Genomic DNA, 18164 nt, shown 5'->3' on the forward strand with positions numbered 1-18164 from the left:
CGCGCGCCCGCCGGCCCGACCCCGCCGGCGGAGCGGCGCGCCCCCGAGACCCCCGGTGGCGTGGACGCGTAGCGTGTCCGCGTGTCCACCCCCACCCCGCGCTGGTCGACGTCCTACCTCGCGGCCCTCGCCGTCGCGGCCGTCCCCGGCCTGGACGCGGTGGCGACCCGGCACCCGCGAACGGTCACCGAGCACCTCGAGGTGACGGGCGTGCTCGACTCCGCCGGCCGCGCGTGGGTCGTGCGCGCCCCCCGCGACGACGCGACGGGCGCCGCGCTCGCCCTCGAGTCGGCGCTGCTCGCCGCGCTGGAGCGCGAGGACCTGCCCTTCGACCTCGCGCGCACCGCGGGCTGGGTCGAGCTCGACGACGGCGGGCGGGCCGTCGTGCAGACCGCGCTGCCCGGTCGGCCGCTCGTGCTGGCGGCCCTGCACGCCGGGCCGGGCGTCGCGGCCGACCTGGGTGCGGCGCTGGCCGCGCTGCACCGCGTGCCGCTCGACACCGTCTCCGACCTCGTCCCCGTGTACGACGCCGAGGCGTGCCGCACCCGTCTGCTCGCCGAGCTGGACGCGCTGGCCGCAACGGGCCGCGTGCCGGCCGTGCTGCTGCGCCGCTGGGAGCACGCGCTCGAGGACGTCGCGCTGTGGCGGTTCTCGACGACCTTCGTGCACGGCGACCTCGCCTCCGACCGCGTGCTCGTCGAGGGCGAGGAGGTGGTCGCGCTCGAGGACTTCGCGCAGGCCCACGTCGGCGACCCCGCCGTCGACCTCGCGTGGCTCGTGGCGGCGGCGCCGGAGGACGCGCTGGAGTCGGTGCTGGAGGCGTACGCGCTGGGCGCGCCCGAGGGCGATGCGCACGCGCTCGACCGCGCGCAGCTCCTCAGCGAGCTCGCACTCGGTCGCTGGCTGCAGCACGGGCTCCGGGTCTCGGAGCCGCAGGTGGTGGCCGAGGCCGAGGAGATGCTCGCCGACCTCGCCGAGGCGGTCACCGCCGTTCCCGACGAGGACTAGCCTCCGCCCGGACCGGACCCCGTCAGCGCACCGAGCTCGGCCTCAAGCAGCGCGACCACCTCCTCCTCGGCCAGCACGGGCGCGTCGTGGGTCTCACCCGAGCCCACGAAGTGGAACGACGCCGCGACGCGCTCGATCGGCACGTCGTGCAGGCGTGACCAGCCGAGTCGGTAGGCGGCGAGCTGCAGCTCGCGTGCCCGGCGCGCCTCGCTGCCGCGGGCCGGTGCGCCGGTCTTCCAGTCCACGATGTGCACGTCGAACGGCTCCCCCGGCGCGGGCGGGAACACCGCGTCGATCCGGCACCGCAGCGCGGTCCCCGCGACCGGGGTCTCGACGTCGGCCTCGATCGCCAGCGGCACCCGGTCGGCCCACGGCGAGGAGAGGAAGGCCTGCTGCAGCGCGGAGAGCTCGTCGTCGTCCACCGTCGGCTCGTCGCCGAGGTCGTCGACGTCGAGCAGCGCCGCCCGGGCGTAGTGCTGCTCGACCCACGTGTGGAACCGCGTCCCCCGCCGCGCGTACGGGCTCGGCTGGGCCGGCACCGGACGGCGCAGGTCGCGGACGTAGCCCTCCGCGTCGGACGCGAGCGCGACGACCGCCGACGCCGACAGGTGCGGCGGGGCGCGCAGGGGCTCCGGCGCGAGGGCGGCCTCCCGCTCGGCGAGCAGCGCCTGCACCTGCCAGCGCCACTCCGCGACGTCGGCGTCGTCAGCCGCGTCGAGATGCTCGACGGCGAGCCCCCCTGCGCGAGGGACGTCGCCGGACGGCGCCGGTTCCCTCGAGCCGCCCGGCACGAGCGACCGGGCGTGCGCGAGCGCGGCCTCGAGCCGCGGCTCCTGCGTGGGTGGCCAGGGCGCCTGCGGCGGCGGGGTCGGCTCGGTCTGCTCGGGCGCGCGGTCGAGCGCGTCCGCGGCGGTCCCGGCCAGCGGCTGAGCGACGCCGGCACGGACCAGCTCCGTGAGGAACCGGCTCGGGGTGTTCGGTGACTTGCGCGAGCCCCACCAGGCACCGCTGAGCAGGAGGCTGTGCCGCGCCCTCGTGAAGGCCACGTACGCGAGGCGACGCTCCTCGCGCAGGGCGCGCTCGCCGTCGGCCGCGCGCAGGGCGAGGAGCGCGTCGCGCACGTCGACGTGGGTCGCGCCCGCCCCGATCTCGAGGTCGGGCAGGTGGTCGGCGTCGCCGCGCAGCTCGTACGGCAGCGCGTCCCGGGCGGTGGTCCAGGCCGGGCTCGTGGGCGCCTCGGGCTTCCCGCCGAGCCCCGGGAAGTCCTCCTCGGCGAGGCCGACCACGGCCACGATGTCCCACTCCAGGCCCTTCGCGGCGTGCGCCGTGAGGATCTGCACGCAGCCGGGGTCGGGCTCGGTCGAGGCCGCGTCCAGGCCGCGCTCGTACTCCTCGGCCGCGTCGAGGTAGGCGAGGAACGCGCCGAGCGTGGGCGCCGTCGAGCCCGCCTCGAACTCGGCCGCCGCGATCTCGAACTGGTCCAGGTCGGCCCGGCCGCGCTCGACGCCGCCGCCGTGCGCGGCCACCTCCAGGTCGAGGCCGAGCGCCTGCTCGACGGCGATGACGAGCTCCGGCAGTCCGAGGTGGGTGAGCGAGCGGACCTCGCGCAGCAGCAGCTGCGCCCGGGCCAGGCGGCGCCGCCCCACGTCGCTGGGAACGCGGCCGTCGGCCAGCGGCCAGCCCTCGGCGGGCAGCAGGTCCAGCGCCTCGACGATGCTGCGCCCGTCGGAGTCCTCCCGGCGTTGGCCCTCGCCCGCCCGGCGGCTCGTGCGCGCCCGGGCGAGGTCGCCGAGCGCCATGAGGTCGTACGCGCCGAGCCGGAAGGCCGGTCCGGTGAGCAGCCGGACGAGCGCGTCACCCCGGGAGGGGTCGAAGGCCGCCGTGAGCGCGGCCCGCACGTCGGCGACCGCCGGGGTGTGCAGGAGGCCGGCAAGGCCGACCACCTGGCACGGCAGCCCCGCGTCCGTGAGCGCCACGCGGACCGCCTCGAACCAGTCCCGCTTGCGGCACAGCACCGCCGCGGTGCCGCGGCCGGGGGCCCAGCGATCCCCGATCGCGCGAGCGACGGCCCGCGCCTGTGCCTGCTCGTCGACCTCGAACGTCCAGCGCACCTCCCCCGGCCCGGCGTCCGGCCGGGCCTCGAGCGCGGGCACCGCGAGGCTCGCGTGGGCGCGCAGCGGTGCCGCCGTGACGTTCGCGGCCGCGAGCACGGCGACGTCGTTGCGCCAGGAGGTGGTGAGGCTCGCGACCGAGGCGGGCTCGCCGTCGTGGCGTGGGAAGTGCTCGGGGAACGAGAGGAGCGCACCGGCGGACGCGCCCCGCCATCCGTAGATGCCCTGGTGGGGGTCGCCCACGGCCGTGACCGGGTGCCCGTCGCCGAACAGCGCGCGCAGCATCTCGAGCTGGGCGACCGAGGTGTCCTGGTACTCGTCGAGCAGCACGACCCGAGCCGTGGCGCGCTCCCGCTCGGCGACCGCCGGGAAGGTGCGGGCGAGCCGGGCCGCGGCCGCGACCTGGTCGGGGAAGTCCATCGCGCCCCGCTCCCGCTTGGCCGCAGCGAACGCGGCGACGAGCGGCATGAGCGCGGCGCGGTCGCGCAGGCTCACGACGACCTTCTCGACCTCGGCGTGGGGCGTGGTGCGGGACCGGCCGTTCCCGTCGACGCCGGGCAGCGCGTCCTCGAGCCCGTCGGCGATGGCTCGCAGCCTCGCCGCGGCCCCCTCGGGGGTGAGCAGGTGCTCGGCGAGCTCGCCCGCGAGCGTGACGACGGAGCGCGCCACGGTGACCGGCTGGAACCGCATCTCGAGGTCGCCCGGCCACTGCTCGACGAGCCGCGCCGCCACCTGGAAGCGGCCCGCCTCGGTCAGCAGCACCTGGTCGGCCTCGAGCCCGAGCCGCAGGCCGTGATCGGTGACGAGGCCCGCGGCGTAGGAGTTGTAGGTCGCGATCCGGGGACGCTCGGTGAGCCAGTCGGTTGGGGCCTCGCCGGCGTCGTCCCGGGCACGGGTGACCCGGGCGAGGGCACGCAGCTGCCGCTCGACGCGCGTCGCGAGCTCGGAGGCGGCCTTGCGCGTGAACGTCAGGCCGAGCACCTCCGAGGGCGCCACCACCTCGTTGGCGACGAGCCACACGACCCGGTCGGTCATCGTGGACGTCTTGCCCGAGCCCGCCCCGGCCACCACGAGCATCGGCTCCGGGTCGGCCTCGATCACGCGGACCTGCTCCGGGGTCGGGCGCGGTCGGCCCAGCAGGTCGGCGAGCGCGACGGCGGACCAGCGGCGGTTCATCGGCCCACCACCCGCTCCCCGGTGGGCCGCGCGGGGCAGCTCGTGCGCACGGGGCACATGCGGCAGTGCGAGCCCGCGCGCGCGAGGAACGTCGCGGCCGCCATCTCCTCGGCCGACTCGGTGACGAGCGTCGTGGCCCAGTCGTCCGTCGGCGACGGCTGGTCGCGGAGCGCCGGGTTCCGTCCGGGGGTGCCGAGGTAGACCAGGCGCGCACCCGACGGCGCCGCCCCGTCGAAGCCGCCCGCCAGGGCGGCCGCCTGGTAGGCCGCGAGCTGCGGGTGCCGAGCGGCGTCGTCGACCGAGACGGGCGAGGCGGACGTCTTGAGGTCGACGATCCGCACAGTGTCCTGCCCGGTGACCTCGACCCGGTCGACCCGGCCCACGAGGTCCGCCCGGCCGATCGCCACCGCGAACTCCTGCTCGGTGCGCACCTCGCCCGGTACGCCCGCCACGTACGCGGCGAGCAGCGCGATCATCGACTCCGCCCGACGGCGCTGCACCACCGCGCCCCAGCCCTCACCCAGCCCGATGGTCGCCCAGCGCTCGTCCAGGAGGCGCAGCATCTCCTCCGCGCTGCCGTGCGGCAGCTCGTCGGCGATGCCGTGCACGAGCGTCCCGACCTCCGCCGAGGTCGAGGATCCCACCTCGCCGCCCGCCGTGGTGAGCGCCCAGCGCAGCGCGCACTGGCCCAGCGTGGTGAGGGACGACGGCGAGACCTTGACGCGTTCGTCGGCGCCCCAGAGCGGGGCGGCCGTCGACACGGCCGGCCCCCACCACTCCTGCGGGGAGGCGCCGGGCACCCCGGCGGCCGCGAGCGTGCCGAGCAGCCCGCCCGCCGCCTCGGCGCGGGCGCGCTGCGCGGGACGCTCGCCGCCGCCGGTCCAGCCCCGCTCCCCCGCGTCGCCGAGCACCTCGCGCCGCAGCGCCCCGACGAGCCCGCGCAGGTCCAGGGCCGGCGGCACCACCCGGATCGGGCGGGGCTCGTCGTCGGCCGGCGGGTCGACGAGGTCGAGGAAGTGCGAGGGCCGGGTGTCGGCGTCCTGCACCGCCGTGACGAGCAGGTGCGCTCGCGCGCGGCTGACGGCGGCGACGAGCACGCGCTGCTCGTCGGCCAGCACCGCGCGGCGGGCGTCCACGGGACGTTGCGGCTCGGCGCCGCGGCCGGCCGCGAGGTCGGAGATCGCCACGGGGTCCAGGAGCCGCGCACGCAGCCGCAGGTCCGGCCACACATCCTCCTGCACGCCCGCGACGGCCACCACGTCCCACTCGCGTCCCGCCGCGGCGGCGGCCGTCATGACCTCGACGGCGCGGCGCTGCCCGGTGCGCGCGAGCGTGTCCGCCGCGAACTGCTGGCCCGTGAGGTAGCGCAGGAAGTCGGCCGGGCGGGCGCCCTCCTGCTGCACGGCGAACGCCTCCGCGGCCCGGAACAGCGCGATCACCGCGTCCAGGTCGGCGTCGGCCCGCTCGGCGCCCGCGCCGGTGCCGAGCGCGCGCTGGCGCCACACCGCGGCGAGTCCGCTGGTCTGCCACAGGGCCCACAGCACCTGCTCGAGCCCCTCGGCCCGGGTGAGCGCCAGCCGCCCGGCGGCCAGCACGCGTCCGACCCGACGCACCGCACCCGCCGCGCGGGGCGCCCGACGCATCGCCTCGAGCTCACCCGCGGCGCGCACCGCCTCGACGAGCAGCGCGTCGCTTCCCCGCGTCCCGCCGTCCGCCGCCTCGGCCGACCGCAGCGCGCGGCGCAGGGCGCGAAGTCCCACCGGGTCGAGGCCACCGAGGGGCGAGAGCAGGAGCTCGACGAGCGCCGCCGCCTCGCCCTCGAGCAGCGCGTCGCCCTCGAGCAGCGCCTGGCCCTCGTGCTCGGCACCCTCCTCGAGATCCGCACCCGCCTCGCGATCCGCACCCGCCTCGCGCTCCTGCCGCTCGACCTGCGCGCTCACGACCTCGAGCGCGCGCAGCAGCGGCCGCACCGCCGGTTCGGCGGCCAGCGGGACCTCGCCCTGTGCCGTCGCGACCGGCACGCCCGCGGCACGCAGGCCACGGCGCAGGGCGCCGAGCTGTCCGGTCGAGCGCGCGAGAACGGCCATCTCGTCCCACGGCGTGCCCTCGCGCAGGTGGTGCTGGCGCAGGCCCCGGGCGATGGCCCGCGCCTCCTCCGGCACGCTGCGCAGCACGGCCACGTCGACGCTCGAGCCGGCGTCGGCCTCGACGGCCTCGGCCCGCCGCCGGCGCACGTCCCCGAGCGCCGGCAGGCCCGCGCCGGCCGCCCGGACGACCTCGCGCAGCCGCGCGTCGCCCCGGTGCACGGCGCCGAGCACGTGCACCTGAGCGCCGAACTCCCCCACCGCCGCACCGGTCCGCGGCCCGGGCCACGCGACGCCGGGCAGCAGGGGCCCGGCCGACGCCGCGCGCTCCAGCAGCGCGGGCACCGCGCCGCGGAACGTCTGCACGGCCGTGTCGGGGTCGCCGAGCAGCACGAGCGCGGCACCCTCGTCGGCCAGGGCGCCGAGCAGGCGCGCCGTGGCGAGGGTCGCGTCCTGGTAGTCGTCGTGCACCACGACGCGCGGCTGCGGCGGCTCGTGCCCGGGCAGGTCACGCCGCCACGTGCGCAGGGCCGCGACCGCCTCGTCCAGGATCGTGGCGACGTCGTAGCGCCGGCCGCGGTCCGGGGTCGTCTCGCCGAGCCGGGTGATCTCCTCGTACTCCTGCAGCACGCGTCCGCAGGCGACCCACGCAGGCCGCCCGTGCTCGACGCCGGCCCGCTGCAGCTCCGGCCCGTCCCAGCCGGCCTCGGCCGCGCGCATGAGGACGTCCCGCAGCTCGTGCCGGAACGTCGCGAGGGTGAGCGCCTCGGCGGGCACGTCGCCGGGCCAGCCCGGGTCGCGCCCGACGCCCTCGGCGTGCCCCTGCAGCATCTCCGCGAGCGTCGCGTCCTGGTCGGCACCGGTCAGCAGGCTCGGCGCGGGCTGGCCGAGGAGCGTCGCGCGGCGACGCAGCGCCGAGAACGCGAACGACGCCGGGGTCCGCACCAGCACCGTGCCGACCGTCGCACCCAGGCGCCGCGCGAGCGCGTCGCGCAGCACGTCGGCCGCGCGCCGGGTCGGCGCGAGCAGGAGCACGTGCTCGCTGCCCCACCGCGCCGTCGCGGCCGCGGCGATCTCGACGGCCAGCGTGCTGCGCCCGCTCCCGGGTGCGCCGAGGACGAGGTGGTGCCCGCCGTCCGTCGCGGCGGCGAGGGCGCGCGACTGGTCCGCGTCGAGCACGAGGCAAGGCTCGCCGTCGCCCGCGGTGGGGTGCCCGACGGCGGACTCCCCGTCACGACGCTCGGTGCCGTTCGCGGGGGCGTGGGCACGGCGAGGCGCGCCGATGCCCCGGCGCCGCGCGCGTTCCCCCACCTGTGTCACTCCCCGATCCCACCACGGCCCACCGACATCTCGGCGCGCTCGTGCGCCGCTGGCGAACACGGCGCCCGGGCGCCGGGGGCGGTGCGCGCCGGTGCCTACGATGACCGACATGGAGATCACGATCGGGATCCGGCAGGTCGCGCGCGAGCTGACCTTCGAGACCAACCTCACGGGCGACGAGGTCGCCGCCGCCGTCGAGAAGGCGCTGTCCGGCTCGGTGCTGGACCTCGTGGACGCCCGCGGCCGCCGCGTGATCGTGCCCTCCGAGGCGATCGGCTACGTGGAGATCGGCGCCGAGGAGCAGCGCCGGGTCGGCTTCGGCACCGTCTGACGGCCCGCCTGAGCCGCCGGCGGCTCAGGCGGTGAGCTCGAGCCGCTTCATCCGGCGGGCGTGCCCCGCCGTGAGGCGCGACATGAACGCGGCGTGCTGCTCGGGCGAGAGCCCTGCACCCGACTCGGCGATCCCGGCGACGGCCGCGAGGCTCGGCCGGGTCGTGATGAGCCGGGAGGCGATTCCCAGCGCCTCGCCCACCACGCGGCGCCCCCACAGCGCGAGCCGGGCGCCGAGCTGCGGCTCGGCCTGAATGACGGGGCCGAGGGTCGCCACGACGAAGTCCGCGAGCCCGTTGTCCGCGAGCGACTCCGAGGCCAGCTCGGCCGCCTCGCCGTCGAGCCCGTCGGCCACGAGGCGCTGCACGTCGACGACGACGCCGTAGCCCACGTACGTCCGCACGAGCCGCTCCCACCAGTCCCGGGGGGTGGTCCGGGTGTCGTACTCGGCGAGCAGCTCGCGGAACTGCCAGATCCGGTCGTCCACCTCCTCAGCCGGCGTCCCGAGACCCGCGAGCGCCTGCTCGATGCGGTCCAGGGGCGCGAGGTCGCCCGCGGCCATGCGGGACAGCACGATGCGGGTGCGCAGCTCGGGGGCGTGCGCCGCGTCGGTGGCGAGCCGCGCGAAGGAGGCGAGCTCACCCGCCGCGAGGAGGGCGAGGGCGTCGACGACGCCGTCCGCTCCGACCGTGGGCGCCGCGGGCACCAAGGACGCTGGGGGGACGGCCGTCATGAGTCGCGATCCTAGTGCGCCGACCCGTCGTCGCCGTCCGCACGCCGGCTGCCGGACCGATGCCGAGCCCCGTCGCCGCGCGGCCGTGGGCCAGGTCACGCGAGCCGTCCGGGCGCTGCCCTGTCCGCCGTCGCGGCCCGGCGTCTAGACTGGCCGGGACACAGGTTGCCCGGTCGCCTCGTTACCCGCCGCACCGGCACGCTTCTTCGCGATCGGCTACCTCCACCGTGGTGCGCTGGTCGCGCCGGCCCGAGGCCGCGCAGACCGCCGTCCCGAACGCGCGAAGCAGAGTTGACAACACCTATGACGCAGATCGACACGCCCGAGGACGCCGTGGCGCCCGAGAACCTCGACGAGACCGAGAACACCGAGGCCGAGACGACCGACATCGAGACGACGGAGACGGCCACTCGGACCCATCCCACGCAGGCCGCCTCCGAGGTCGTCGACGAGGAGGCCGCTGAGGTCCTCGAGGCCCTCAGCGAGGAGACCATCGACGCTCCCGTCGGCGACCCGCACACCGAGACTCAGCAGACCTTCGCCGACTTCGGCGTCAGCGAGGCGATCGTCGGCTCGCTCGCCGACGTCGGGATCCTGCACCCCTTCCCGATCCAGGCCCTGACGCTCCCGGTCGCGCTGCAGCGGCACGACATCATCGGCCAGGCGAAGACCGGGACGGGCAAGACCCTCGGCTTCGGCGTCCCGCTGCTCATGGACGTCGTCGCCCCCGGCGAGCCTGGCTGGGACGAGCTCGCCGCACCCGGCAAGCCGCAGGCCGTGGTCATCGTCCCCACGCGCGAGCTCGCCGTTCAGGTCGCGGGTGACCTCGCGACGGCCGCGCGCCGTCGGTCCGTGCGCATCGTGCAGGTCTACGGCGGGCGGGCCTACGAGCCGCAGATCGACCAGCTCACCAAGGGCGTCGAGGTCGTGGTCGGCACGCCGGGTCGCATGATCGACCTGCTCAAGCAGCGTCACCTCGACCTGTCGCAGGTGCGCACCGCGGTGCTCGACGAGGCCGACGAGATGCTCGACCTCGGCTTCCTGCCCGACGTCGAGACGCTCATGGCGGCCACGTCGCCGAACCGCCACACGATGCTGTTCTCGGCCACGATGCCGGGCGCCGTGGTCGCGCTCGCGCGGCGCTACATGAGCCACCCCACCCACATCCGCGCGCACGACCCCGACGACGACGGCGTCACGCTCAAGGCGATCACGCAGTTCGTCTACCGTGCGCACGCGCTCGACAAGGTCGAGATGCTGAGCCGCATCCTGCAGGCGCGCGGGCGCGGGCTCACCATCGTCTTCACGCGCACCAAGCGGACCGCGGCGAAGGTGGCCGACGAGCTCACCGAGCGCGGGTTCGCCGCCGCGGCGATCCACGGCGACCTCGGCCAGGGTGCGCGCGAGCAGGCGCTGCGCGCGTTCCGCCACGGCAAGGTCGACGTCCTCGTGGCGACCGACGTCGCCGCGCGCGGCATCGACGTCGACGACGTCACGCACGTCGTGAACTACCAGTGCCCCGAGGACGCCAAGATCTACCTGCACCGCGTCGGCCGCACCGGCCGCGCGGGCAACACCGGCACGGCCGTGACCTTCGTGGACTGGGACGACGTGCCGAAGTGGGCGCTCATCGACCGAGACCTCGGCCTGGACACGCCCAACCCGCCCGAGACCTACTCCTCCTCCCCGCAGCTCTACGCCGACCTCGACATCCCCGAGGGGACGAAGGGCCGCCTGCCGCGCTCCGAGCGCACGCGCGCCGGCCTCGAGGCCGAGCAGCTCGAGGACCTCGGCGAGACCGGCAAGCGCGGCGGTCGCGGTGGGGCGCACGACGGCGAGCACGGCTCCCGCGGCGGTCGCACCGGTGGTGCGGGTCGCGACGGCGAGCGCCGCTCAGGCGGCGGCCGCGCCGAGCGGTCCGAGCGCAGTGACCGCAGTGACCGAGCCGAGCGCCCGGCTCGCGCCGAGGGTGAGTCCGACGGCGAGTCGGGCGGCGAGCGTCGGCCCCGCCGTCGTCGCCGCGGCGGTGGCGGTGGCGCCGAGGGCGCGCAGGCGTCCGCGTCGAACGGCTCCGCCGCGCCGAGCCCGTCGACCGAGTCCGCCGGCACGAGCAGCGGCGTCGAGGTCGGCGGCGTGAGCATCCAGCTCCCGGACCGCTCCGGTCCGGCGCCCGACGGCGAGCGCGCGCCGCGCCGTCGTCGTCGCCGACGCGGGGGCTCGGGTCAGGGTGGCGACGCCGCCGCGAGCACGAGCGAGCCGGTCGCGACGCCGGCCGACTAGCCCGGGCCGCCTCAGCGCCCGAGCCGCCACACGGCCAGCACGAACGGGGGACCGCCGCACCACGCGGCGGTCCCCCGTTCGTTCGTGCAGCCGTTCGTTCGTGCAGCCGTCCGTCTCAGCGGCCGATCACCGCGCGGCTCACTCGAACGGCGTCGGGTCCCCCGCGCCCACGCGCACGACCTCGGGCGCGCCGCTGGAGAGGTCGACCACCGTGGTCGGCTGGGTGCCGCACTCGCCCGAGTCCAGCACGATGTCGACCACGTGCCCGAGTTCCTCGTTGATCTGCCACCCGTCGGTGAGCGGCTCCTCGTGCCCGGGGAGGATGAGGGTGGAGGACAGCAGCGGCTCGCCGAGCTCGCGCAGCAGCGCGCGCACGACCGCGTTGTCGGGGATGCGCACGCCCACCGTCTTCTTCTTCGGGTGGTGCAGGCGCCGTGGCACCTCCTTCGTCGCGGGCAGGATGAAGGTGTACGCGCCCGGCGTGGCCGCCTTGATCGCGCGGAACGCCGAGTTGTCCAGGTGCACGAGCGCCCCGAGCTGGTGGAAGTCCGAGCACACGAGCGTGAAGTCGTGCTTCGCGTCGAGGTGCCGGATCTCGCGGATGCGCTCGGGCCCGTGCACCGAGTCCAGGCGCGCGCCGAGCGCGTAGCAGGAGTCGGTCGGATAGGCGATGAGGGCGTCGTCGTCGCGGAGGGCGGCGACGGTCTGCGCGATCGCGCGCGGCTGCGGGTTGACGGGGTGGACCTCGAGGAACCGTGCCATCGCCCCAGCCTAGGCAGTGCGCCACGCACTGCACCACGACGCCGCCACGACACAGCAGCCCCCGCCCGGACCTGGGCGGGGGCTGCTGACGTCGTGCGGTCGTGCTCGGTGCGGAGCGTGTCAGCGTGTGACGCGCACCTGCAGCGGCTGACTCGTGGTCTCACCCGCCGCGTTGGCGAGCACCGCCGTGTAGGTGTACGTCCCCGGTGCGCGGCCCGTCAGCGTGCTGTGCACGATCTGGGCGTTGCGGCCGTTGGGGACGAGCGCCCGGGTGTCCACCAGGACACCGTTCTCGTACAGCCGGTAGGACGTCGCGTTGGTGCCCCACCACATCGAGGTCGTGACGGTGTAGGAGCCGTCGCCGTCCCAGTTGTCGCTGCTGAGCACCGGTGCGCCCGGGTTGGCGGTGGTCACCTGGACCGTGAGCGGCGCCGTCGTGGTCTGACCGTGCTGGTTGGACAGCACCGCGGTGAACACGTAGGTGCCGTTGCGCAGCCCCGCGATCGGGAACGTCGCCTGCTGGGCCGACGGCGTGGCGTCCGTGAGGTCCTTGCTCGCCACGAGCACGCCGTCCTGGAAGAGGTCCACGGACCAGGCGTTCTGACCCCACCACATGGTCATGGTGAGGGCGAAGTCGCCGTCGCCGTCCCAGTTGTCGCTGCTGAGCACCCCGCGGGCGGGAGCGGCCGTCGCCGGGCCGGGGACGCGCGGTGCGGTAACCGTGAGCGCCTCCGTGTCCGAGCCGTTGCCCATGCCCTTGGAGCTGGCCGACACCTTGATCCGGTACTCCCCGACCGGCAGCGACGAGAGCGTGAACGTGGTGGTCCACGCACCGTCGGTCACCGGCACGGACTGGCCGAGCACCTTCTTGCCGGCGGCGTTCTGCAGCTCGGCGTAGACGAGCGCCTTGTCCTCCTTCCAGCCGGTGTCACCCGGCTGCGCGGTGCCGGTCACGGTGACGGTGTCCGCCGTCGTGGCCGTGCCCCCGCCCGAGGTGATGACCACGGTCGGTGACGTGACCGGCGAAGGGGTGCCTGCGCCGTCGCCGACGTACGCGATCGACGGCGTCGGCGGAGTCGCCATGCCCTCACCCAGGAAGTAGGACGTCTGCGGCGGCTGGTTGTAGGCGGTGTTCTGCCACGCCACCGAGAGCCGGTAGACCGGGTCGGACTGCAGGGTGCGCAGGCGGTGGGACGTGAGGTCCACCGTCGTCGCGATCCGCAGCGCCGTCGAGTCGTCCGTGCGCGTGACGATCTCCTCGCGCCAGTCCCCGAACAGGTCCGCCTGGAGGGCCGGGTTGCCCTTGGTGTCGTTGCTCGTGAGCGTGCCCTCGGCGCGGTAGATCTCCACCGACTGCTCGTTCTCGTAGTCCCACTTGGAGATGGTCGGGACGCCCGTGCGGGTCGCCTCGTCCCAGTCGTGGTCGGTGACCTCGCGCAGCAGGTCGCCGTCCCACCAGGTGGTGAAGTTGGCGGCCGGGATCTCGTTCGAGATCAGCTCGCCGTCGGCCGCGTGCAGGAACCCGGCGACGTCGTTCCACGCCCCGCCGTCGGCGATGTTCCACGCCTCGGCGCCCTCGTAGCGCGGGTCGATGTCCGCGGCGGTGCCGCGGCCGGTGTCCTTCGTCCCGGAGACGGACCACAGGATCTCGCCCGTGGCGGCGTCGCGGAAGGAGGAGATGATCCCGCCGTTGCCGCTCGGGCCCTCGTGCACCGCGAAGACCTCCAGACCCTCGCGCGAGGGGTCCAGGTCGGTCACCGTGAGCGCGTCACCGTGGCCGAGGCCTGTGCTGTACAGCACCTCGCCGTCGTCGTCCACCGTGAGCGAGCCGTAGACGATCTCGTCCTTCTGGTCCCCGTCCACGTCCGCGACGGAGATCTGGTGGTTGCCCTGGTGCTCGTACTGCGAGCCGGCCTCGTTGGTGTCGAAGACCCACCGCTGCACGAGCTGCGAGCCGTCGAAGTCCCACGTCGCCACGACCATCCGGGTGTAGTACCCGCGGGCCATCACCAGCGACGGGTGCTCGCCGTCGAGGTAGGCCGTCCCGGCGAGGAAGCGGTCCACGCGGTTGCCGTAGGTGTCACCCCAGGAGCCGACGTCCCCGCGGGCGGGCACGTAGTCGACCGTGTCGATCGCCGCACCCGTGGCCCCGTCGAAGATCGTGAGGTACTCCGGGCCGGTGAGGACGTAGCCGGAGGAGTTGCGGTAGTCCGCCCGCGCATCCCCGATGACCGTGCCCTGGCCGTCGACCGTGCCGTCGGCGGTCTTCATAGCCACCTCGGCCCGACCGTCACCGTCGTAGTCGTACACCTGGAACTGCGTGTAGTGCGCGCCGGCCCGGATGTTCGCCCCGAGGTCGATCCGCCACAGCCGGGTGCCGTCGAGCTCGTACGCGTCCACGTACACCGTGCCGGTGTAGCCGGCCTGGGAGTTGTCCTTGGAGTTGGACGGGTCCCACTTGACGATGAGCTCGTACGCACCGTCGCCGTCGACGTCACCGATCGAGGTGTCGTTGGCCCGGTAGGTGTAGGGCTGACCGTCCTTGGTGTAGGCGTCCGCGGGCTTGTCCAGCGCCACGTCGAGGGTCTGGGAGTCCCAGACGCCGAACGACTCGGTCACCCACGTCTGCACGCCGCCCGTGACGGACGCGATCCGGTAGGTGGAGTCCACCGTGCCGGCCGGGTCCAGGACGTTCGTGGTGTCGGTGACCGGGTCCTTCGTCACGCGCACACCGTCGCGGTAGACGTAGAAGCCGAGGTCGGCCGGGTCGAGGCCGAGCAGGCGCCAGCCCACGTACACGCCGTCGTCCGTGGCCACCGCGACCGGCGCCCGGTCGAGGTTCTCCGCCTGGCGCACGAGCGTCGTCGTGCCGGCCGAGGCGACCGTCGCCGACCGCTCGGAGACGCCGCCGGCGTTCACCGCCGCCACCGCGTAGTAGTACGGGATGGTGGTGAGCACGTCGGTGTCGTCGAAGGACGTGGCGCTCGCGCGGCCGACCAGCTCGAGCTCGCCGTCGGCGGACTCGGCGCGGTAGACCTGGTAGAACAGCGCGCCGTCCACCGGCTGCCACGCGAGGGAGACGAGGTTCTTCTCCTCCTTCGTCACCGCCAGGCCCGACGGCGTGGCCGCGGTCGGGATGCTCGGGTCCACCGTGGTCACGGCGAGGGTGTTCGTCGCGAGCGAGGCGTTGCCCGCGGCGTCGAGCGCGACCACCGAGTAGGTGCACTCGAGGCCGACGTCGGCCGAGGTGTCGGTGAACGACGCCTCGGTCGTCTCCCCCACCGTGACCGGCGCCGTCGCGCCGACCGACTGCCGCAGCACCCGGTAGCTCGCCGCACCCTCCGCGCCCTGCCAGGACAGGTCGACGGCCACCTGCGTGCCGTCCACGTGCACGCCGTCGAGCACGAGCGCGGTCGGCGCGTACTGCAGCGGCGTGATCTCCAGGCCGTTGAGCCAGCCGGTGGCGACCAGCGTGAGCTGGCCGTCGGTGACGGCGACCGGCTGCATCAGCTTGGTCGTCACCGCGTTGCGGCCCGTGCGGCCGGTGCCGTAGTCGACACCCTCGATGACGGCGCCGAGCTGTGCGGTGCCGATCATGTCGCCCGAGTAGGCGGTCACGGAGTACGTGCCCACCGGCAGGTCGACGACGAACGTGTTGCCCGTGCCCGGGAGCAGGAAGTCGCGCTCGAGCGCCGTGGGCACCGGCGTGAAGGCCACGCCCCGGTCACGTCCACCCGGTCCGGGCAGCGCCGTCCAGCCGTAGCCGGTCGACGCGCTGTAGAGGGTGTTCTGGTTGACCTCGAGGTAGCCCGGCTGCACGACGTTGCCGGCGAGCTGGAAGTCGAAGGAGCGGATCGGCGCCTTCGTCGTCACGGCCACGACGCCCGAGCGCGGGGAGTCGCCCGCGCCGTTCGTCGCGACCACGACGAGCTCGTAGGACGTGCCGCGGGTCAGGCCCGCGACGAGCGCCTGCGGCAGCGTGGAAGTGGTGGCGAGGCGGTAGGCGTCGTCACCGGCGCCGGCCTCCCGCACGTACACCGAGTAGACGTCGGTGCCGGGCGATGCCGTCCACGTCAGCTGGGCGCTGGAGTCCGAGACGGCTCCGACGAGCACGCCGGCCGGAGCCAGGGGGGCCTCGCTGGGCGCCTCGGCCGCCACGACGTGGTCGGCGAGCGGGATGTCGAGCTCGGCGACGTCACCGGCCACGAGCCGGGCCATCTGGATAGCGCCGTACTCCTGGAAGTGCGTGTCGTCCGTGGTCCCGGTCGGCCGGCCCGGGTAGACCCCGGCCGGCACGTGCAGGAACACCGACTTCGCGCGCTCCGGGCCGATCTCGTCGAGGTAGGCCCGGCTGGTGGCGGACAGGTCCACCAGCGGGGTGTCCGTCTCCTGCGCGAGCGCCGTCGCGGCGTCGACGTAGGCGGGGAAGGACACGTTCGCCTTGCCCGTCGTCGCGTTGAAGTCGCGGCGCGAGACCGGCGTCACGACGATCGGCACGGCGCCGCGCTGGCGCGCGCCGTCCACGAACGTGCGCAGGTAGTTGGCGTAGTCCGCCGGGGCGGCCCAGCGGTCGTCCACGCCACGGGAGTTGTCGTTGTGGCCGAACTGGACGAAGAGGTAGTCCCCCGGCTTGATCTGCCGGAGCACCTCGTCCAGGCGGCCCTGGCTGATGAAGTTCTTCGAGGAGCGCCCGCCGATCGCCTTGTTCTCCACGGTCACGCCGTCGTCGAGGAACCGGTCGATCATCTGGCCCCAGCCGGCCTGCGGCGCGTAGTCGGCCGTGTAGGACTGGACCGTGGAGTCACCCGTGATCCACACGGTGGGCTCGGCACCGGCCGTGCGCGCGCTCTGCTGGCGCACCACGAGCTGGTTGAGCTTCGGCGCGGTGCCGGAGAGCTCGAGGTTGAGCTGGCCGTCGACGATCGCGATGTCGAACGACATCGCCAGGTACTCGCCGGCGTTCTTCGCCGTCGCCTGCACCTTGGCCATCTGCTCGGCCGTGATCGCGATGTTCGTGACGTCGGCGGCGTCGCCGGCGACGAGGTCGACCGTGTAGTCGCCGTTGGGCAGGTCGACCACGAGCTCGGTGTCGCCGACCGTGACGAAGTCGCTGCGCACGGCGTCGTCGGTGCCGCGGTCGGTCGCGCTCACCTGGGCGACGTCGACGAACCCGTAGCGCTGCTCGGCGCTGTACGCGGAGGTGGCGTCCAGGCGGATGCTGCCGGGCGCCGTCGCACCGCTGCCCAGGTCGAAGCTGAGGATGCCCGAGTCCGGAAGCTCGACGTCGGGCACGTCCGCGCCGGCGAGCGTCGCCACGGCGGCAGCCGACGGTGCGGACAGGCCGTCCGCGCCCTTGGCCTGGACGCGGTAGTAGTGCACGACGTCGGTCGCGACGGCGTCGGTGGCCCAGACCTGGTCACCGACCGAGGCCACCTCGGTGTACGGGCCGGCGACGTCGTCGCTGCGGCTGAGGACGTAGCCCGTCGCGCCGGCGATCTCGTTCCAGCGCAGCGTGATGCTGCCGTCGGTGACGTACGCGGTGCGCAGCGAGGTCGGAGCGGGCAGGCTGCCGTAGCCCGGGTCGGTCGGCGTGCCCGTGGGCTGCGCCGTCGGCTCGGTGGTGGGGGTGGCCGTCGGGCTCGTCGTCGGCTCGGGCGTCGGCGTGGACACCGCGACGACCTGGAGGCCGTTGAGGTAGGCGCCCGCGCCGGCGCCGGAGAGGTCCACCGTGAGCTGGCCGTCGGCCACCGTCGTGCGGTACGTCCCGGTCGCGACCGCAGCCTTGGCCGACAGCGTCCCCGCCGCCGCGCCCTCGAGGGTGATCGTGGTCTTCGTGGTGCCCGATCCGGTGGGGTCGCCGGACGTGGCCGTGACGTCGTACGTGCCGTTGGGCAGGTCGACGAGGAAGGTCCACGAGGTCGCGAGCAGGAAGTCGCGCGCGACGTCGTCGCCCACCGCCGCGCCGCGGTCGCGCGAGACCGGGCTCGAGCCCGCCGCGATGCCGAAGCCCGCGGCGGCGGTGTACGCCGTGGACTCGGAGACACGGGTCGAGCCCGCCGCCACCGGGCTCGTGGCGGTCCCGAAGTCGTACGACCAGGGCGCCGGCGCGTCGGCGACGGCCGGGAGTGCGGGTAGTGCGACGGCGCAGGCCGCCAGGGGGGCGACGAGCAGCGCGAGCCGCGGCCGTCGGGGGTGTCGACTGGTCATCCTCATCCTTCGCTTCGGCATTGAAACGATCTACTGACTCCCCAGACGCCGTTGAATCGATTTATGGGAGTCGGGCTCTATCTAAGCGGTCTGCCACGGGGAGCGCAACGTAGACAAAAGTCGATGCTCACGGTTTGGGGCCGGTAGCGGCGG

The 18164-nt window shown here is 75.0% G+C and carries 8 protein-coding genes; 3 read left to right on the forward strand and 5 right to left on the reverse strand.

Annotated elements, in window-relative coordinates; translation table 11 throughout:
• Positions 1-81 precede the first annotated feature (81 nt).
• Positions 82-1008, forward strand: a complete 927-nt coding sequence (locus tag FH969_RS04950) for a phosphotransferase (RefSeq protein WP_108719353.1) — start codon at positions 82-84, stop codon at positions 1006-1008.
• On the opposite strand, the gene FH969_RS04955 is transcribed toward FH969_RS04950, so the two are convergent.
• A complete protein-coding gene (locus FH969_RS04955; protein WP_139986341.1) occupies positions 1005-4295 on the reverse strand; it encodes an ATP-dependent DNA helicase in 3291 nt (1096 codons plus the stop codon). The two genes, FH969_RS04950 and FH969_RS04955, sit on opposite strands and share 4 nt — an antisense overlap.
• Positions 4292-7699 (reverse strand): ATP-dependent helicase, encoded by a 3408-nt coding sequence (locus tag FH969_RS04960; protein ID WP_246071714.1) that lies wholly within the window; start codon positions 7697-7699, stop codon positions 4292-4294. The genes FH969_RS04955 and FH969_RS04960 overlap by 4 nt, the downstream gene beginning before the upstream one ends.
• A 109-nt stretch (positions 7700-7808) precedes the next feature.
• On the opposite strand from FH969_RS04960, the gene FH969_RS04965 reads away from it, so the two are divergent.
• On the forward strand, positions 7809-8030 hold the full coding sequence (locus tag FH969_RS04965; RefSeq protein WP_108719350.1) for a DUF3107 domain-containing protein: 222 nt from the start codon (positions 7809-7811) through the stop codon (positions 8028-8030).
• Positions 8031-8054: 24 nt separating this feature from the next.
• On the opposite strand, the gene FH969_RS04970 is transcribed toward FH969_RS04965, so the two are convergent.
• A complete protein-coding gene (locus tag FH969_RS04970) occupies positions 8055-8762 on the reverse strand; it encodes a ferritin-like fold-containing protein (RefSeq protein WP_139986343.1) in 708 nt (235 codons plus the stop codon).
• A gap of 303 nt (positions 8763-9065) precedes the next feature.
• On the opposite strand from FH969_RS04970, the gene FH969_RS04975 reads away from it, so the two are divergent.
• The gene (locus tag FH969_RS04975; RefSeq protein ID WP_139986344.1) at positions 9066-11042 is read left to right on the forward strand and encodes a DEAD/DEAH box helicase; all 1977 of its coding nucleotides are present in this window, start codon (positions 9066-9068) and stop codon (positions 11040-11042) included.
• Between the two features lie 138 nt (positions 11043-11180).
• On the opposite strand, the gene FH969_RS04980 is transcribed toward FH969_RS04975, so the two are convergent.
• Positions 11181-11804: an L-threonylcarbamoyladenylate synthase gene (locus FH969_RS04980; RefSeq protein ID WP_139986345.1), complete on the reverse strand. Its 624-nt coding sequence runs from the start codon at positions 11802-11804 to the stop codon at positions 11181-11183.
• A gap of 120 nt (positions 11805-11924) precedes the next feature.
• Entirely contained in the window at positions 11925-18011 is a 6087-nt protein-coding gene (locus FH969_RS16020) for a rhamnogalacturonan lyase family protein (RefSeq protein ID WP_342776990.1), read from the reverse strand.
• Between the last annotated feature and the right edge of the window lie 153 nt (positions 18012-18164).

Source organism: Miniimonas arenae, assembly GCF_006351005.1.
Lineage (GTDB): Bacteria > Actinomycetota > Actinomycetes > Actinomycetales > Beutenbergiaceae > Miniimonas > Miniimonas arenae.